Annotated in this window: 23 protein-coding genes and 1 pseudogene; all 24 read right to left on the reverse strand. The window is 46.0% G+C overall.

Annotation, left to right across the window (positions count from 1 at the left end; genetic code table 11):
- The 24 genes and pseudogenes from ACQQ6X_RS02820 to ACQQ6X_RS02935 all read right to left on the reverse strand — a co-directional run bounded on the left by ACQQ6X_RS02820 (position 1) and on the right by ACQQ6X_RS02935 (position 14,381).
- Positions 1-582 (reverse strand): hypothetical protein, encoded by a 582-nt coding sequence (locus ACQQ6X_RS02820; protein ID WP_305168021.1) that lies wholly within the window; start codon positions 580-582, stop codon positions 1-3.
- A pseudogene (locus ACQQ6X_RS02825) lies at positions 582-674 on the reverse strand (head fiber protein); the annotation flags it as partial. The pseudogene ACQQ6X_RS02825 and the gene ACQQ6X_RS02820, both read right to left, overlap by 1 nt.
- Positions 675-1,177: 503 nt before the next feature.
- The gene (locus ACQQ6X_RS02830; protein WP_305168023.1) at positions 1,178-2,140 is read right to left on the reverse strand and encodes a Mu-like prophage major head subunit gpT family protein; all 963 of its coding nucleotides are present in this window, start codon (positions 2,138-2,140) and stop codon (positions 1,178-1,180) included.
- 14 nt (positions 2,141-2,154) lie between these two features.
- Complete coding sequence (locus ACQQ6X_RS02835) at positions 2,155-2,574, reverse strand: hypothetical protein (RefSeq protein ID WP_305168024.1); 420 nt, start codon at positions 2,572-2,574, stop codon at positions 2,155-2,157.
- Between the two features lie 12 nt (positions 2,575-2,586).
- A complete protein-coding gene (locus ACQQ6X_RS02840) occupies positions 2,587-3,546 on the reverse strand; it encodes a hypothetical protein (protein ID WP_305168025.1) in 960 nt (319 codons plus the stop codon).
- A gap of 58 nt (positions 3,547-3,604) precedes the next feature.
- On the reverse strand, positions 3,605-5,722 hold the full coding sequence (locus ACQQ6X_RS02845; RefSeq protein WP_305168026.1) for a hypothetical protein: 2,118 nt from the start codon (positions 5,720-5,722) through the stop codon (positions 3,605-3,607).
- Positions 5,722-5,955 carry a hypothetical protein gene (locus ACQQ6X_RS02850; RefSeq protein WP_165144821.1) on the reverse strand — a complete coding sequence of 78 codons (234 nt, stop codon included), beginning with the start codon at positions 5,953-5,955 and terminating at the stop codon, positions 5,722-5,724. Before ACQQ6X_RS02850 ends, ACQQ6X_RS02845 begins: the two co-directional genes overlap by 1 nt.
- 221 nt (positions 5,956-6,176) lie before the next feature.
- Entirely contained in the window at positions 6,177-7,631 is a 1,455-nt protein-coding gene (locus ACQQ6X_RS02855) for a phage terminase large subunit (protein WP_305168027.1), read from the reverse strand.
- Complete coding sequence (locus ACQQ6X_RS02860; RefSeq protein WP_305168028.1) at positions 7,624-8,343, reverse strand: terminase small subunit; 720 nt, start codon at positions 8,341-8,343, stop codon at positions 7,624-7,626. The genes ACQQ6X_RS02855 and ACQQ6X_RS02860 overlap by 8 nt, the downstream gene beginning before the upstream one ends.
- Before the next feature lie 99 nt (positions 8,344-8,442).
- Complete coding sequence (locus ACQQ6X_RS02865) at positions 8,443-8,691, reverse strand: hypothetical protein (RefSeq protein WP_305168029.1); 249 nt, start codon at positions 8,689-8,691, stop codon at positions 8,443-8,445.
- 983 nt (positions 8,692-9,674) lie between these two features.
- A complete protein-coding gene (locus tag ACQQ6X_RS02870; RefSeq protein WP_430493530.1) occupies positions 9,675-9,998 on the reverse strand; it encodes a hypothetical protein in 324 nt (107 codons plus the stop codon).
- A gap of 62 nt (positions 9,999-10,060) precedes the next feature.
- Positions 10,061-10,273 (reverse strand): hypothetical protein, encoded by a 213-nt coding sequence (locus ACQQ6X_RS02875; RefSeq protein ID WP_305168031.1) that lies wholly within the window; start codon positions 10,271-10,273, stop codon positions 10,061-10,063.
- Between the two features lie 120 nt (positions 10,274-10,393).
- Positions 10,394-10,945 (reverse strand): hypothetical protein, encoded by a 552-nt coding sequence (locus ACQQ6X_RS02880; protein ID WP_305168032.1) that lies wholly within the window; start codon positions 10,943-10,945, stop codon positions 10,394-10,396.
- Positions 10,942-11,172 (reverse strand): hypothetical protein, encoded by a 231-nt coding sequence (locus ACQQ6X_RS02885; protein WP_305168033.1) that lies wholly within the window; start codon positions 11,170-11,172, stop codon positions 10,942-10,944. The genes ACQQ6X_RS02880 and ACQQ6X_RS02885 overlap by 4 nt, the downstream gene beginning before the upstream one ends.
- A gap of 56 nt (positions 11,173-11,228) precedes the next feature.
- Positions 11,229-11,588 carry a hypothetical protein gene (locus ACQQ6X_RS02890; protein WP_305168034.1) on the reverse strand — a complete coding sequence of 120 codons (360 nt, stop codon included), beginning with the start codon at positions 11,586-11,588 and terminating at the stop codon, positions 11,229-11,231.
- 54 nt (positions 11,589-11,642) lie between these two features.
- Positions 11,643-11,912 (reverse strand): hypothetical protein, encoded by a 270-nt coding sequence (locus ACQQ6X_RS02895; protein ID WP_305168035.1) that lies wholly within the window; start codon positions 11,910-11,912, stop codon positions 11,643-11,645.
- Positions 11,905-12,288 carry a YopX family protein gene (locus ACQQ6X_RS02900; protein WP_305168036.1) on the reverse strand — a complete coding sequence of 128 codons (384 nt, stop codon included), beginning with the start codon at positions 12,286-12,288 and terminating at the stop codon, positions 11,905-11,907. The genes ACQQ6X_RS02895 and ACQQ6X_RS02900 overlap by 8 nt, the downstream gene beginning before the upstream one ends.
- Positions 12,289-12,339: 51 nt before the next feature.
- Positions 12,340-12,717 (reverse strand): hypothetical protein, encoded by a 378-nt coding sequence (locus ACQQ6X_RS02905; protein WP_305168037.1) that lies wholly within the window; start codon positions 12,715-12,717, stop codon positions 12,340-12,342.
- 44 nt (positions 12,718-12,761) lie between these two features.
- The gene (locus ACQQ6X_RS02910) at positions 12,762-12,947 is read right to left on the reverse strand and encodes a hypothetical protein (RefSeq protein WP_305168038.1); all 186 of its coding nucleotides are present in this window, start codon (positions 12,945-12,947) and stop codon (positions 12,762-12,764) included.
- Positions 12,948-12,985: 38 nt separating this feature from the next.
- Positions 12,986-13,231: an ASCH/PUA domain-containing protein gene (locus ACQQ6X_RS02915; RefSeq protein WP_305168039.1), complete on the reverse strand. Its 246-nt coding sequence runs from the start codon at positions 13,229-13,231 to the stop codon at positions 12,986-12,988.
- Positions 13,232-13,275: 44 nt separating this feature from the next.
- On the reverse strand, positions 13,276-13,431 hold the full coding sequence (locus ACQQ6X_RS02920) for a hypothetical protein (protein WP_305168040.1): 156 nt from the start codon (positions 13,429-13,431) through the stop codon (positions 13,276-13,278).
- 26 nt (positions 13,432-13,457) lie between these two features.
- Positions 13,458-13,700, reverse strand: a complete 243-nt coding sequence (locus ACQQ6X_RS02925) for a DNA-entry nuclease (RefSeq protein ID WP_305168041.1) — start codon at positions 13,698-13,700, stop codon at positions 13,458-13,460.
- A 9-nt stretch (positions 13,701-13,709) separates the two neighbouring features.
- Positions 13,710-13,922: a hypothetical protein gene (locus ACQQ6X_RS02930; RefSeq protein WP_305168042.1), complete on the reverse strand. Its 213-nt coding sequence runs from the start codon at positions 13,920-13,922 to the stop codon at positions 13,710-13,712.
- 36 nt (positions 13,923-13,958) lie between these two features.
- Entirely contained in the window at positions 13,959-14,381 is a 423-nt protein-coding gene (locus ACQQ6X_RS02935) for a RusA family crossover junction endodeoxyribonuclease (protein WP_305168043.1), read from the reverse strand.
- Positions 14,382-14,395: the final 14 nt, after the last annotated feature.

A 14,395-nucleotide genomic window follows, 5' to 3' on the forward strand; every position in this document is an offset into this window, starting at 1 on the left:
TTACCACCTTTCATCTACAGAATACCGCTCGTACCCATTAGAAGCAGATTGGTACTCTGTATACAATTGTTCGTATTTATTGTTGTATTCCTGTGATTCATTGCCTGTTGTGATCTCTCGCAGTACACCATACACCAGCAACATATCATAGTCGGGATCAAATCCTGTGTCGCGATTCATGTCCTCAAACCGTAGAGGATAAAGCACAGGAGAATGAAAAATCTTTATGCCATAGGGCACGTCAACATCCGGTGTTGGTACGATGCCAATCTGTCCAGCTTGAAAGTAGTGATAAGGTTTGACTGATGCATTGTGAAACTGCCTCAGCGGTAATCGAATGTACTGGTCACCGTACAACATCGTAACCTCTGTAACCGCGCTTGGCGGGCAAGGCAAAGTATATGATGCTTGACCCTCGATAAGATCAATAGCTGTACATAGAGTTTCTGACTGCTGCTGTGCCGAGCCAAGATTGCGTAATAGTCGGTCACGTACCTGGGTGATCTTCCGCAATATGGATGCAGGAGATAGCGTGTGCGGCGACTTCTCAACGATTTCCTCGACTACATCACTTACCTTCATTACGACATCAGCCCCGCCGCTTTTAACTTAGCAAGCAGAGCGTTCAAATCACTTACTACGCCCGCAACATCTGTAGCCGTACTATTCGCTTGAGTAGCTGCCTTGGTTGCGGTCAGCTTGGCATCTAACGAAGACTGCAACCCGGTTACATTAGCGATGGTATGAGTGTGGTTGCCTGCGGCCGCTGTGGTTGCTGTTGTTCCGATTGTAGGGGAGAAAGTAGCTGGTTTGCCTGTAATGTCAGCCCACGCTACAGAAGATGATCCACCACCGCCGATATCAACCGGCTTTCCGGTATCATCCACAAACACCACGTAATCCTGTTGTCGTTTCTCAGGAAGCTTGGTAGCATTGGCGGCCGGAATAACAGTTACGTAATTAGGACTCCTTTTTTCTGACAGCATTGTTTCTACCTCCATTCTTTACTGGTTTAACTTGCACCCTTTTGGGTGGGTGTTTTCTAACAACTGTTCGAGATACATGCCGTTTTGGTTTCAATATATTACCTAACAGATTATGAATAGCGTTCAGTGCGTCTAATTCATCACGATACATTCTGCACCTCCAAAAATAGAAAAGGGAGCCGAAGCCCCCATTAAGTTGTTACGTTGTGTCCATAGATGAAGGAGTAATTTGTGAAACCGTAAGCCCAACGACCGATGGCTTTGTATTTAGTAGCTTCTGTATCGAAGTCGGTCATTGTTCCATTCTCTACTTTGCGTCTCCATTGCCAGATGTTAAATTGTTGCAATCGAGATGAATCAGCGGCAAACCAGTTCTTGCGCTTCGATGGGTCAATGAACGGATTGACGATAACCTTGATATTCCCCATATACATATTCGCGTCAAAATGATTTGAACCCGGCTCATATTTGGGTAGTTCTGCATCGGGAAGACCTGCAATTTTGAACGCAGCACGCGCATTGTAAGGAGCTACGATCAGGGTGTCTGGGATAACGGCCATTGGATTACCCTTGTCATCCTTCCATTCCTGCATTGCTACTGCTGTATCGTCCCACGCATCCAGTGTCAGTGGGCTATTCCCCAAGTTGGACTGAACGTCTGTGCTATTTGTCGGACTATATGGATGGTCAGCCGCGAACAAAGGCTTGCCGTCTGGACCAGTATAGTTATCAATCCGACCTCTCCAGTTCGGTCCTGTTGTAGAAAATCCATTATTGAGAAACTCTACAGCTTGTAACTGTTGAGTCTTATAAACCGCATCTGCAAGGGATGTAATCCGACGTTTGATTTCTGTGAGCTGAAGATCGTCAATAAAATCACGATCAATGATTCGGCCGTCAGAGAATTTACGGTTCTTGATGATCTTCTGCCACAATTCATCAATGTCTTCATAGTAAACTTGGTTATTCGACTTGCCCCATTCTTCCATGAGGCCCTCGCCGCCAATACCGTTGTATGACTCGATAGGCTTGGAAGAGCTTGTAACATTGTACATAAGTGGAATGAAGTCTTTCTTATTTTTCATGGCAAGCGAATAAAGTTCTTTGAAAATAGGCTCCATTACCCGTGGGTCCCATCTTAGTGCTGTTTGCATATTTTATTTCCCCCTTAGGACATTTGGCGGTTCTTGACTTTGAACCGTGCTGTCTTTTTATTAGTATTGATATCGAATACCGCCAGCGGGCCACCTGTAACAGTTGCAGCATTAGCAGATAGACCATCAGCCGCCAACGTAATTGCATTGGCTCCTGTGGTGAACCCGACGACCGCCGTGCCAGTGTATGGAGCTTCGTACCAATCGCCTTCACGAGCCTGGATAAACTCAGTCTCCTTGTTCGTCCCCGCCGTAACGTTGACCGTCAGAAAGCCTGCAATAGCATCTGTCGGGCCGGCTTTCGTGATGCGACCATTAACTACCTTAATAGCTTCACCCGCCAACCCTGCCTCATTGTCAGTCATAAGTAGTTCTGTGATACGTGTTGGATCCTTACCGTAATCGTTGTATACATACTTAAATCCTTGTGCCATCGCACATACCTCCTATTTATTGAAGTTTTTCGCATATTTCTGCGCGTTTTTCGGGTCGATACCGAATAGAGAAAATGCGGCAGTTAATTCCTCCGGTGCTTGCGGCTCCAGACTACCGCCCGGGTTCGTCTCCACCTGAGCTCGCCTATTAAGCCGCTGTGCCTTAATGACAGCCTGCTCTGCCTGCTTGCGGGTTTGAGCCGTCAACGCATCACGGTGTACCAGCTCGTAAGCGTCAATAGGGTCATAACCTCGTTCCAGTCGTGCGTGCATGTCTGGAGTCATCCAGGCGGCAGTTCCTGTCTCCGCGTCCACTTGCTCGGCCAGATCAGGATACTTGTCAAACAGCATCTGCCAGCCTGCAAGCTGCTTCTGCTGCAACTCTTCCTGCTTCCGGTACTCCTGTTCTTGCTGACTGCGCTGTACGGTTTCCTGTGCCTGTTGCAGTAACGGATGGTTGTCCAGATACCTATCCAACAAATCAGGATCAATGCCTGCGTTTTCGGCATCCTCGCGCAATGAAGTCTTTAGCTGCTCGAAGTCATTAAGCTTCTGTTGTGCCGCCTCCTGCTCGATGCGATCCAAGTTTTCTAACAACTCGGCGTGATCCTTGTATCCCTGCTGGCGTGCAAGGCGATTCAAGGCCACCTCATACTGTTGACTACGGTCTTTGATCTTGTCGTAATTCATGCCTTTTTCTACGTAACCACGTACCTCGTCATCGGGCACCACGGTTTCCTGGCCGTTGTACTTGACTTGCAACCCCTTCTGCTCGGCTTCTGGAACATCTATGGCGAGAACATCCTGCCCTGTCGGGTCCTGGTCCGCTTCTTCCTCATGATCGTCACCTCCAGTCTGCGTTTCGGGATACTGAATACCGAAAGCCTCATAGTAGGCGCGCACCTCATCATCATTACTGACTTGTTGCTGTTGCTGAACCTCTTCGCTTTGGCTGGCGTTAGGGTTAGTCATGTCGTTGTTCCTCCTTATCCGCTATGGCTGGCGGAAATATAAATAGGCCAAAGGATTCTCACCCTTGGCCTGATCGTTGCGGCTGCATCAGTTGATGGGCAACCTTGGCAGCATCCAGATTCATCTTCTGTTGTTTCATCCCCTGCTCGAACTCCCTATCACGCTGCTCGCGCTGCGCTTGCTCTCCACCAAACTGCTGAAGCTGCTGCTCCATAGCCTGATTCTGCTGACTCAACTGCTGTACCTGGGCTTGCGCTTCCTGCGCTTGTTGCTGAGCCTGTGCGAATTGCTGTTGCATCCCTGCTGCTTCCTCGATGCGACGCTTAATAACGTCCATAGACTCCATACGGCCTGTTTGGATAACAAAGCGGACAGCCTCAGCATCTACCATGGGTAGTTGCGTGATTGGGTCACGCATGTTCATCAAGTTAAACACCAACTGGAGCCAGTATTCACGATCCTGCGGCTTGTCTACTGAAATATTCACCAGTATGTCAAACTCAGGCGTAAACTCTTCTTCAACCGGCAGCATTTCAGGTGACTCTCCCCCTGTCTCCGGGTCGGTTATAACGTTGCCCGTCTGGAACTCAGATGGTACACGCGAAACGATTGCCTCACGGCTGATAGAAACTTTGCGTCCAGTCACACGAGCAATACGCTCCGTGGTGTAAAACTGGACAATCAGTTCCACATACTGTGCGAATACCTCTTCCAATGCTTCCTGTATCATGTCAGACGCTGTATTCAGCCGTGTACCCGCTGCTGCCATAAGTGCCTTTGCTTGTTCGCCGCTGGTTACATTGCTGTTGGCCTGCCCGTTTGCACTATCAAACTGCCCAGGGATCTTTTGAAGCATCTTGTCATAATAGTCCAGCGCGTTGAACACAGTAGCTGGAGCATTGACTCCTTGTAATTCCTTAACACCGTTCAGCCTCCCAGGAGCTACAGGCAGCATAGCGCCGGCTAAGCCACGTTGTTCTTGCCATGTACGGGGTTTGGTTATAACACCTTCCTCATACATGATTGCAGAACCACCTTGTTTAGCGGAAGTTTCCACCGCAATCTCTGCATATTTGTTTTTCATGATCTGTGGTTTAATCATGTCGCGCATGAACCCTTTACCCCACGCTGATCCTTCCTCTGGGTACAGGGTTCGGGCTACAAATGGGTACTGACCATGATCATACACATAGGATTTATGCTCAAGAAACACGCCGGATGTAGAAATGTAGATGCAATGCACTCCCTCCATCTGTCCAGCAGCTTTCGCTACTAGTTCGGACGGATCAGCACCACGTTGCAACATCTCATCGGCTTGCTCTGAAAAGATTTCTTTATCCTCATCCGTCACCACTTTTGGCAACCCACGGTACCAATACTCAATCAAGCCTGATGTTTTATCAGTCACGTGGTTGCTACCGATGGACGTATCGTGGTTGAATGACCTGCTATCCTGCACATCGTTGTTGAAAATATCCACGTCGGATGAACCGTTATCCGGCTGTACCTTTCTTCCTTGCTCGGGCCAGCGTTTACGGAAATATTCCAACGGTTGGCGTGTATGAATGATTACAGCCGACATCTGTTGCAAATAGATAAAATCATTTATGCGCGGATCTGGAAAGAATGTTGCTAAATCCACGGGCAGAATGTCATTGCGTCCCGTATATCTGTTCTGGCCCCGTCCGCCTTCTACTGTAGGATCAAATATAGTCTTGTACACCAGTGGACCATGGATAACCATACGACGAACTGCTCTAAGATGTTTCTGCTTGAAGTTGATCTTCCGCAGCTCATAAGGCATATAATCATTCAAATCCCGCGCTTTTTGTTCGTCTCCTGGCTCTGGTGCGCTGTAATCTGGGTACGGCATCCAGCCTGCAAGCTTACCGACAATAGCCTCAATCTGGCTAAACGCTACGTTCTCTACGGCATCAGGCCGGCGTTTGGATACTGCTTCCGTACGCAAACCGTGCCAATGATCACCCATATAAAAACGCTGTTCCTTACGCCAGTGTCGTTCTACGGGTTGCCGTGCTGCCTTGAATACCTGATAATCCTCATTGACTGTATCCCACATCTGCTGTTGCTCAGGCGTATTATGGTTTGTAGAGTCCTGCTTTTCCCCGCTCACCTCACCAAATATGCCCTTGATCTTGTCCAACACCTTAGCCATCAGTAGTCACGCTCCTCAACATCATCAATCGTTGGGTCGTCATGCCAACTCATAGGCTTGCGAAATGATGGATCTGGCGAGCGTTCTTCATAACCTTTAGCTGCCACGTATTCGCTATAATTACGGGCAGACAGACGGTCAACCAAGTCCTTTATTGTACGGTCTTGGTCGCGCAGTCTCAGGTACAAAGAAACGATTACTGCTATCCCCATCACACCGAATACAATTTCCAATTTCTTCACCCCTCAATGTATAAAGACTGTATATTTTAGCGATTCAGCCTGAAAGCAAAATCCTGTAGTTACGCGGTTTTTGTCTTTTTGCATACTCTATGCATAAAGTGTTTTAGTACAAAAACAAATAAACCCTTATGTACCAAGGGTTTCAGGTTGCAGACTTGTTCACAAAATCATGTCTTTTGTACACATGTCTTGCATAATCACTGCATATATAATTACCAAAAACCCTCGACTTGTGGTTGGTCGTCATCTTCATCATCCTCAAAGGTTTTAGGTTTATCCAAAAGCGATTCAGGATCAGCGCTCCAAGCTCCCTCACCTTTACCGGGTGTCGGTTGACTCATAACCCAATAGCGCAAAGCATCCGGGACGTGATCCAACGGATGAGCTGCTGCGTCCTCAACGTTGCGCTCATCATGCATCATTGCTGGGATGGCCTCTATAGCCTTAATACAAGTACTGAATATTTTTAGTTTGGCCGTCTTATAGGATGATCCAGTTACATGATCGATTGCATCTTCTACATGCAACCACTCACGCAGCCGCTTCCAACCGTTAACCCTTTCCTTTTTAGCCTGGATCAAAGGTACATCTTTCTGTGCGAATATCTCAGCTGGAGTAATATTCTCCGTCTTGGCCTTATTCCAGAATGAAGTATCAGCTACATTATAATCGTAGCGCTCAGTAACAGGGCTATTAAGCCTGACAAGTTCAACTTGCTGACTGGTGAGCAGCTTAGTCTGTACTAGTTCGCGATACAGGTAGCCAGTGCCGTCTGGAGCCAATGCAATCCAGAGACAGACGAATGGGTCCGTATAGCCTTCGTCCAGTGCCCGATATTTCTTCCAGTCGCGTGGTATCTCGAAAGGCTCAACGACATGCACCGCACGGCTGAACTCGCTGAAATACTGTCCTGCGAATACATCCCAATCCCCTTCAAGCAACTGCTTTCGTTCGATATCAGGTAACGCCAAAAGACGCGCCAAATAGCCCGGATCAGACTGCACCAGGGCTTGATTGTCGTGTACATTTGCCGGAATGAATATTCGGCTGCGGATGATAGGCTTACCAGCCTGTGGTGTTCCATCGGGCCAATAGAGAGTATTGCCCTCATCATCGGTTTCCGTGACATGATACACTGTTTCAGGAGGTCCAAGAGAAACAAAACGCTTTTTTACCCATGTATGACCTACACCACCGGGGTTCGTTGTGCTCTTCACGCTACGTGGATATGGCTTACTACCACGTAAACGAGAAAACATGTAGGTGTACCACTTTTCCTCAAACTGTGTTAATTCCTCCCACCGGATGACATCATACTCCGCGCCTTGATAGTTCTTATAGTTTGCATCGTTATCCCAGTAGGCAAGTTCGATAACAGAACCATTTACAAATACCCATTCATGCTTGGATGCGTTGTACTTGCCAAGCTCCTTGGGGTAAACCTGCAATGTCCTTGTTACGATGGAACGTTGCAAATCGGGGTGAGTACGCCGGAATATGATCTGCCTGCTACCGGGATATTGCATGGCGTATTTCAAGGCGTCCCATATTGTAGCTTCTGACTTACCTCCACCTGCCGCACCGCCATAAAGTATTTCGTCAGCTTCAGTCTGGTGGTAGACTTCCTGTCTGGGTTGAGGTTTATACGGAATAACGACTTTAGGCATCCTTGGTCATCCCCTTATCAAAAATGACCTGCAGGGGGCCGCCTTCATTGCCAGTCAATTCAACTTTATCTTTGAACATCCCCAGGTGCCGTGCCACATTCTCTAACGCCTTGCCCTGATCTTGCATTTTGATTTCGATTCCGGCATTGGTTGTCTTGAGCCCTGCATAGAGTAGCTTGGCCTTACCCGCTAGGTGCCGGGTATCCTCAATGTGAACGCCTTCCCTACCCTCACCTAAGCAGTTAGGACATTTAGGGTGCGGCCGTTCTAACTTATCAAATCCATACCCGCCATCGTTAGAAGGGATAATAGGCTGAACCTCTTTTCCATCCTCAAGACTTTTTTGTTTAGCGTCATTAACGGCACGCTGTACCGCCTGTTCATACTCTGATTCATCACGCCACTGGTACTGGTGTTCCTTACCAAAGCAATAACGACAGCACGTACGGCGTAAATGGATGATATCGTTAGGGTCGGCAGTGGCGATATCCCACCATCGCTGTAACACCATATCGGCTGTAATCTCCGTGCGCTTAGAACGCTTGCTAATGGCCTCATCAATTTCAGCTTGAACCTTAACATTTGTTAACAGTCTACTAGCCTGCTGTTCAGCCGTTTTTGCGCTGTATCCAGCCCTGATTGCTGCCTGTGTGGCATTGAGGTCAACCAGGTACTCCTTAACAAATAATTTCTGCATGCGCGACAATGCCACACAGTTCAGCTCCTTTCAAAAAACTAAGGACACACAGCGGAATCGAACCGCTATAATCCTGTATGTGTCATATCCCCGGACTAAGCCGGGAAAAAGGTGTTACTTGAGTTGATCGGCTAGCTGCTTGAGCACGTTCGGTACTGCAATGCTTTGACCTTTGGCTTTGTTACCTTTGATGTAGGCTGTACCCTCATTTGGGTAGTACACCACGCCTTCGTCACCGATGATCGGAAAGCCGCTGTCGTCATACTCCAGGTTGGTTTCCACGTATTTACCGTGTTTCTGCGCTTCCCGCTCCAGCGGATGCAGATGAAGAATACCTGTGTTGTCCAAATATGCATAGCTCATGTCGTTTCCTCCTGTACATAACGAAAAAACGGCGGTTTCCCGTCGCTTTTCGTCTTATTTTCACTCAATACTTCCACCATGAAGGTCATGAGTGATTATTTGATTTGTTGCCCGTAGTTCTACCGCGCCCGGGCGGAGCGCCTGGAAAGGAGTCTAACCTATTCCTTCCCCGCTTCCACACCACCGCAACTCAGTGCTCTATCACCCTGTGTTCAAAGCGGTGCCTTTAAGCGTGGACGAGTCCTGCCGTGGTAAGGGACAGCAGGGACACCCGGGCGTTAAACCCTATGTCCCTACTGTAAATCCAAACCACAGACACCGTGCAGACTCGCTACAGACACACTACAGACACACCACAGACACCAGTCTACCTATCATTCTACTGAGGGTTATTTTTCATTGAATTCCAATTACTTGATAAAAATATTTTCTAATTATATAATTAAATTCGTGAGGCCAATCAAGTGAAAATAAGCAAAGGAGGCGATACCATGAAGATCAAATATTGTTTTAATAAACAGAGTGTCCAAGTTCAAACGCAATGTATTATTGCGCAATTGGAACAACTGTAAAGCCTATTTTTTGTATCGTGAAAAGGGTTTACTTTTGGTAGGGTAAACCGCCAGTTTCTCCTTGTTATGCTTCCTTGATTTGTCACCTCACTAACCACGAAGGTAAAGGGGCCAAGTGTTATTCCGTATTCTATCATACTCCTCCTGTTTCTGGGGATGGCTGACAGCTTCTCCCCAGACTTGGGCTACGGCCCTTGAATTATGAATTGGAGGTTTTAATGATGAGAAACTGGAATAATACTACCAACCTTTATCTGGAATTCGCTGTTTTCATATTAGGTCTTTATGGACCTTTGCTTGGAAACACGTGGACAATGCTATGCTGGATACTGTTAATTTACGTTTATCGGAAATTATAACTACTACATAGCCGTGGTGCATGAAGCGAGGGGGACGCCCCTCGCTTTGTATTCATATGATTCCAACTAGTTTGAGAGTTTCAGCCACAGACTCAATTCCTCTAACAATACGTCTATCAACCGATCGGTCTGTAATACTACTGAACCGGCTCACAGTACCCCAGCGCGTATTGCCCCGAATAAATCGGAACTCCATTACCCGGCGAACGTTGTCATCCATAATAAGGCTCACAGCCATTTCTACAGCCTCTGTTTTCCGTCTGTATTCCTCCATAACCAGTCGTTCTTTCTCACCAATTGCATTCCTGGCGGATAGGCTATCAACGGTTTTACGCATCCTGGTGTACCGATTCAAAAGGCTTCGAGCCAGTTGCATGTCTGACCTATTTGCTGTCGGGAATAATTCCATTTGCATCGCCTCCACCTGACCACTCCTTTTTATATCAATTCGTACAGATCCATTTGCCCTTTACCCGTAAACTCTGCGGAATCCTGTATAAGACCATCCTCAAGCCACTTACGCGGTGCCTGCTGCTGATAATGCGGCCAGATTGGTTGTCCTTCAACAGACCGACTTGGATTGGTTTTTTCCGCCTTAGCTGTCCATACCCAGTGTGTAGTGGCGGTCACTTTATCGTTGTTAACTGACACTAACATTCATTCCTTCGCTTAAAGTATTCGGTTCAATCGGCGTGATAATCATATACCTATCTATACTGACTACACCCACATATAACAGTAATGCGCATAATATATAGGTATAGGCTCTTATCATGGGGTATTTCCTTTATCTTGCAGGAGAGCTTGAAAATCAAATTCGTTCAGGATTTTTACCAAGTGCTCTACCTTTGGCGCTCTCCATGCTGTCATAGCATAGGTGTGAGCTTCATCCGTATAGTGGTAATGGTTCACTTCAATATGTTGTTTAGCTTCTGCCTTTGTTAAGAACATGGTATTTTCCCTTATAAAATGTTCTTTTTTCGTAGGTATAAGGTATGCCTCCTCATCCCGATATTTCTGTATCCACTCTATTGCAGAAATTTCGCAATCTATTTCATTGAACTCTGTTTGCTCATCGGCTTCGAATTCTTCATCCTCTTTGATATCCAGTAAATAGCTATCAATTTCATAAGATTCGCCTGCACTTGGTAAATAAACATAATAACGCTCTGCATTGTCTTCAAGGCATTCGACCCATTTATAGTCACCAACTGTCCAAAAGCGCGGCGAAGCTTGGCAATCGTTCGCTTGACTGTTAAGTTCTTTCTGTAGTTCAATCAGGAATTTAATATCCTCTTGCCAGTTACGTTGTTTATCTGTCATTGTTGTTCCTCCCCATCCTCTTCACCTTCGTATTCATCATCCAAAGACTCTACATACCGTGTATGATCATCTTCCGAACCGCCTACATACTCGTCGTTAATGTAATAGCTGTACGATGTGTATGGATGGGCTTTGACGCAATCCGTGCAGTATACTTCATCATTAATTTCATAATGTTCCGTTTCTGGCGGCATGTCTGTTTTGCAGTTGTAGCAAACTCTTGCCATATCTATATATCCTCCCTTAGTGGGTGTAGGTCCTACACCCTGTACCCTATATAGGCTTAATCATGTTCTATCTTGAGCTTTGCTTGTGCGCTTAGAGTACTACTTTCCCATGCATTCAGCGCATCTTTATCTTCTGGTCCCATTTTATCTGAGGTCCTTGCACGATTGATTTTATTCAAGTGGCTGCTTAACGACTTTTGGATTTCTCGCTTTTCGGCATCCGTGAATGAAGTTCCCCCCGCTAACTCTTTCAATACTTCTGAAAAAATTCTAATCGGTAGTTCTTTGATTAAATTGGCGGCCTTAAGCCACACCAACCCTATATGAAAATCATTCTCTAGCCGCTCTAATTTCTTAGCTGTTTCTTCATCAAACGGCTTAACTGTTTCAACTAATCTTTTTAAATTTGGCTCCATATCTATCATCCTTCCAACGCTCCGTCAGAGTGCAGGAGCGTATTGTATTGGTGGTTACTCCCCTAACTCGTTAGTAAGCCACGCTATTTTGCGGTCCTTCTCTCCCAGTTGCTCCTGAAGCCTGACAACCTCATTTGTTGCACTGGCCCACTCTCTGTCAGACCTGCGTAGCTGGCGCTTTAACTCTGCTACCTGCTGCTGGAGTGAGTCTACCAGGGCAAGCACGTCTTCTACCTCTCTAACTGGTAACAGGATATTTTTCTTCGCTTCGTTTTTAGCCTGCTGCACATCTGCACAGATTAAATCTACTGTCCGTTCACTCACCTTTACTACCTCCTTGTAGCAGCTCCGGGTTATCGTGTATGTTGCCTATTACAATAACTTCTTTACAATCAGAACTTATAAAGTAAGCACTATGCCGCCCATCTGTGATATGAAAACATCCATCGCTGTACCTTACAACCCCGATTAAATTACGGTATTTGCACAGGTCATATTCATAAATATCTGTTTTAGTACGATCTGGTAGCCCTATAAACTGACCTACTGTTTCAGGGTCTACCTTTTGCCAAAACTCTGTGCAGAAATATTCACTATCCCATTCCATTATCTCACCGACAATTACGTCCTCGCCTATCAGATAACCATGAACCCATTCACCGTTATCTACTCGTTTACCACGGAATTTACTATCTCTCATGCTTATCGCTCCTTATAGGGGGTATAGGGTAAGAGGCCAGAAGGCCCCTGTTTAAGCGCTCGGTTGATCCAGTGTGTCGATAATTACTTCTGGCCCGTCTAACATCCAGTATTTTGTTGCGTGGTCGCTGCTGAAGGCTTCGTTAAGCACAGCCTGAATCCGGTCATAATGTTCTTGCTTCAAGCAATCAAGCGCCCTGTCATCCCAATCTTCGTACATTTCGTCATATTGTGTTTCGATGTACTGACGGAGCATGGTCTTTGCGTCTGGATGCCAGCGATGCTCATTGGCGACATACCATGTATGCAGCATCAGGTCTCCATCCTCTTTTGCTTGTTCACGTAGTTGATCAGGCGTAAGTGTGCAATTAGAATCCTCATAGCTCAACATTGTTTCATTTGGCAGTTCAGACAATTTAACGTTTTCCATTTATAATCGCTCCTTAATATTTGTATTGGGTATAGGGTAAGAGGCTATGAAGCATCAAAGTGCATCTCAAATTCCCGTTCACAGTCCTCATTTTCACATCTCAATTTATAAGTTGTTCCGCATTCGTTCGTATCTGGCTCCATCCACTCTTCACCGCAATAAGGGCATTTTACAGATGTAGATAATTGAGTGACTTCGGTATCAGCATAAGTTCTGTATATCCGTTCCATGTTTCTTTCTCCTTTCTGCTGGGTAGGGTAAGAGGCTGTTATGCCTCAGGGTGACAAAGACCCAATATGACAAAACCTTCTTTTACATAGTCCGGGTCATCAAGGATATATGACACTCTACGGATTAAGCTGCCACCTGTGTATCCTATATCCGGTGTCCACTCTTTTAGATTCAGTAGGTCGCCCACCTGATAATTACGGTCATTTTTCCGTACCTCGAACGGCTTCCATTCATCACACACCGCATCAAAGTATTTCGGTAATATTTTCAGATCGTGAGTCACGGTATATCTCTCCTTTGGTTTAGGTAGTAGGGGGTGTATCCCCCTTACGGTTCCTTGATTTCCTCGATTTCAATGTTCAAAATTTCAAGAGCTTTACACATGCCAAGTTGGAAAATTTCCTCGTCAGTATAATCCGTAAAAATTCGCCCGCGTCCAAACTCAAGAATCATTTTCTCTATCCGTTTCTTTGAAAGTTTCATGTGTTTGTCCTCTCTGCCCTTGGGGGCTAAAATCTGCGTTCATATAATTTTTTGTAGTATTCCAACAGCCCTCGTTTTTTTAAAGCGTTATATTTAGATGCACAAGTTCGCTCAGTTTTACCAAGCGCCAAAGATATACTCCTAGGTCCGTCGTATTCGTAAAACGTGCATAAATACTCTAAATCCTCTAGGCTGAATGCTTTACCATGAGCAAAATGGAAGTCTGGATGAAACTTCATTTTTCCGAATTGATCGTATTCAATTTCCATTTCCCTTCCTCATTCCGGAAGCAGCTTGTTAAATGCTCTACGGTATAATTCAGCTACTTTTACTCTCTTTGCTCGCCCATCTTGACGGACATTTACCATCCGATTGCTCTCTTTTACCAAAACCGGAAAGCCTGTTTTCGCATGTGGAGCAAATACTTTTCCGTCTTCGTCGATCCGATATGGATAATAGCCAGGGATATATTTAAGGGTCTTGTTCTCCATTTTCAAAACTCCTTTATACGTTGTTATATGAATTATTTATATTATTCCTTGCGCTTCCTCACCAATCTGCCATACCTTTACCTCAATCTCTGGGTGGTCTGAATAATACTTGCGTGTTACCAGCGCCACTACCTGAGAATCGTCCTTCCAAGCTATCTTATTTAAGGCATCGAATATACCTTTTACACAGTTGTCGATATCCGGTTTAATAGTCGGCAGTTCTTGAGACTCTAGCGCCTCTCTTAAACGCTTTTTAGTCCATGACTTAGGAAATGGGTATCTGAATCCTATTTCGACCGCCACGGGTCCTTCTAGCGGCTCTGTGAACTGTTTTCTCGCTGAGTATCCGACCCTCGTTTTGTAAGCTAGATACCTCTGTGCGCTTTCGCTTGTCCATTTGCCGCGTCGTGTCATCCGAACAGCTCCCATAGGAGGTTCGTTTATCACGAAAGTAATCATGCCATCGCCCCCAA

It is taken from the genome of Paenibacillus ottowii, from assembly GCF_050516475.1.
Classification (GTDB): Bacteria; Bacillota; Bacilli; order Paenibacillales; family Paenibacillaceae; genus Paenibacillus; species Paenibacillus ottowii.

What these genes read in the sequence shown, in the direction of transcription:
- ACQQ6X_RS02905 (WP_305168037.1), bottom strand. Translation starts at nt 12,717, where the DNA reads ATGGAAAACGTTAAATTGTCTGAACTGCCAAATGAAACAATGTTGAGC.
- ACQQ6X_RS02865 (WP_305168029.1), bottom strand. Translation starts at nt 8,691, where the DNA reads ATGAGCTATGCATATTTGGACAACACAGGTATTCTTCATCTGCATCCG.
- ACQQ6X_RS02820 (WP_305168021.1), bottom strand. Translation starts at nt 582, where the DNA reads ATGAAGGTAAGTGATGTAGTCGAGGAAATCGTTGAGAAGTCGCCGCAC.
- ACQQ6X_RS02880 (WP_305168032.1), bottom strand. Translation starts at nt 10,945, where the DNA reads ATGACAGATAAACAACGTAACTGGCAAGAGGATATTAAATTCCTGATT.
- ACQQ6X_RS02835 (WP_305168024.1), bottom strand. Translation starts at nt 2,574, where the DNA reads ATGGCACAAGGATTTAAGTATGTATACAACGATTACGGTAAGGATCCA.
- ACQQ6X_RS02925 (WP_305168041.1), bottom strand. Translation starts at nt 13,700, where the DNA reads ATGGAAATTGAATACGATCAATTCGGAAAAATGAAGTTTCATCCAGAC.
- ACQQ6X_RS02885 (WP_305168033.1), bottom strand. Translation starts at nt 11,172, where the DNA reads ATGGCAAGAGTTTGCTACAACTGCAAAACAGACATGCCGCCAGAAACG.
- ACQQ6X_RS02935 (WP_305168043.1), bottom strand. Translation starts at nt 14,381, where the DNA reads ATGATTACTTTCGTGATAAACGAACCTCCTATGGGAGCTGTTCGGATG.
- ACQQ6X_RS02920 (WP_305168040.1), bottom strand. Translation starts at nt 13,431, where the DNA reads ATGAAACTTTCAAAGAAACGGATAGAGAAAATGATTCTTGAGTTTGGA.
- ACQQ6X_RS02910 (WP_305168038.1), bottom strand. Translation starts at nt 12,947, where the DNA reads ATGGAACGGATATACAGAACTTATGCTGATACCGAAGTCACTCAATTA.
- ACQQ6X_RS02890 (WP_305168034.1), bottom strand. Translation starts at nt 11,588, where the DNA reads ATGGAGCCAAATTTAAAAAGATTAGTTGAAACAGTTAAGCCGTTTGAT.
- ACQQ6X_RS02870 (WP_430493530.1), bottom strand. Translation starts at nt 9,998, where the DNA reads ATGCAACTGGCTCGAAGCCTTTTGAATCGGTACACCAGGATGCGTAAA.
- ACQQ6X_RS02845 (WP_305168026.1), bottom strand. Translation starts at nt 5,722, where the DNA reads ATGGCTAAGGTGTTGGACAAGATCAAGGGCATATTTGGTGAGGTGAGC.
- ACQQ6X_RS02930 (WP_305168042.1), bottom strand. Translation starts at nt 13,922, where the DNA reads ATGGAGAACAAGACCCTTAAATATATCCCTGGCTATTATCCATATCGG.
- ACQQ6X_RS02830 (WP_305168023.1), bottom strand. Translation starts at nt 2,140, where the DNA reads ATGCAAACAGCACTAAGATGGGACCCACGGGTAATGGAGCCTATTTTC.
- ACQQ6X_RS02900 (WP_305168036.1), bottom strand. Translation starts at nt 12,288, where the DNA reads ATGAGAGATAGTAAATTCCGTGGTAAACGAGTAGATAACGGTGAATGG.
- ACQQ6X_RS02855 (WP_305168027.1), bottom strand. Translation starts at nt 7,631, where the DNA reads ATGCCTAAAGTCGTTATTCCGTATAAACCTCAACCCAGACAGGAAGTC.
- ACQQ6X_RS02840 (WP_305168025.1), bottom strand. Translation starts at nt 3,546, where the DNA reads ATGACTAACCCTAACGCCAGCCAAAGCGAAGAGGTTCAGCAACAGCAA.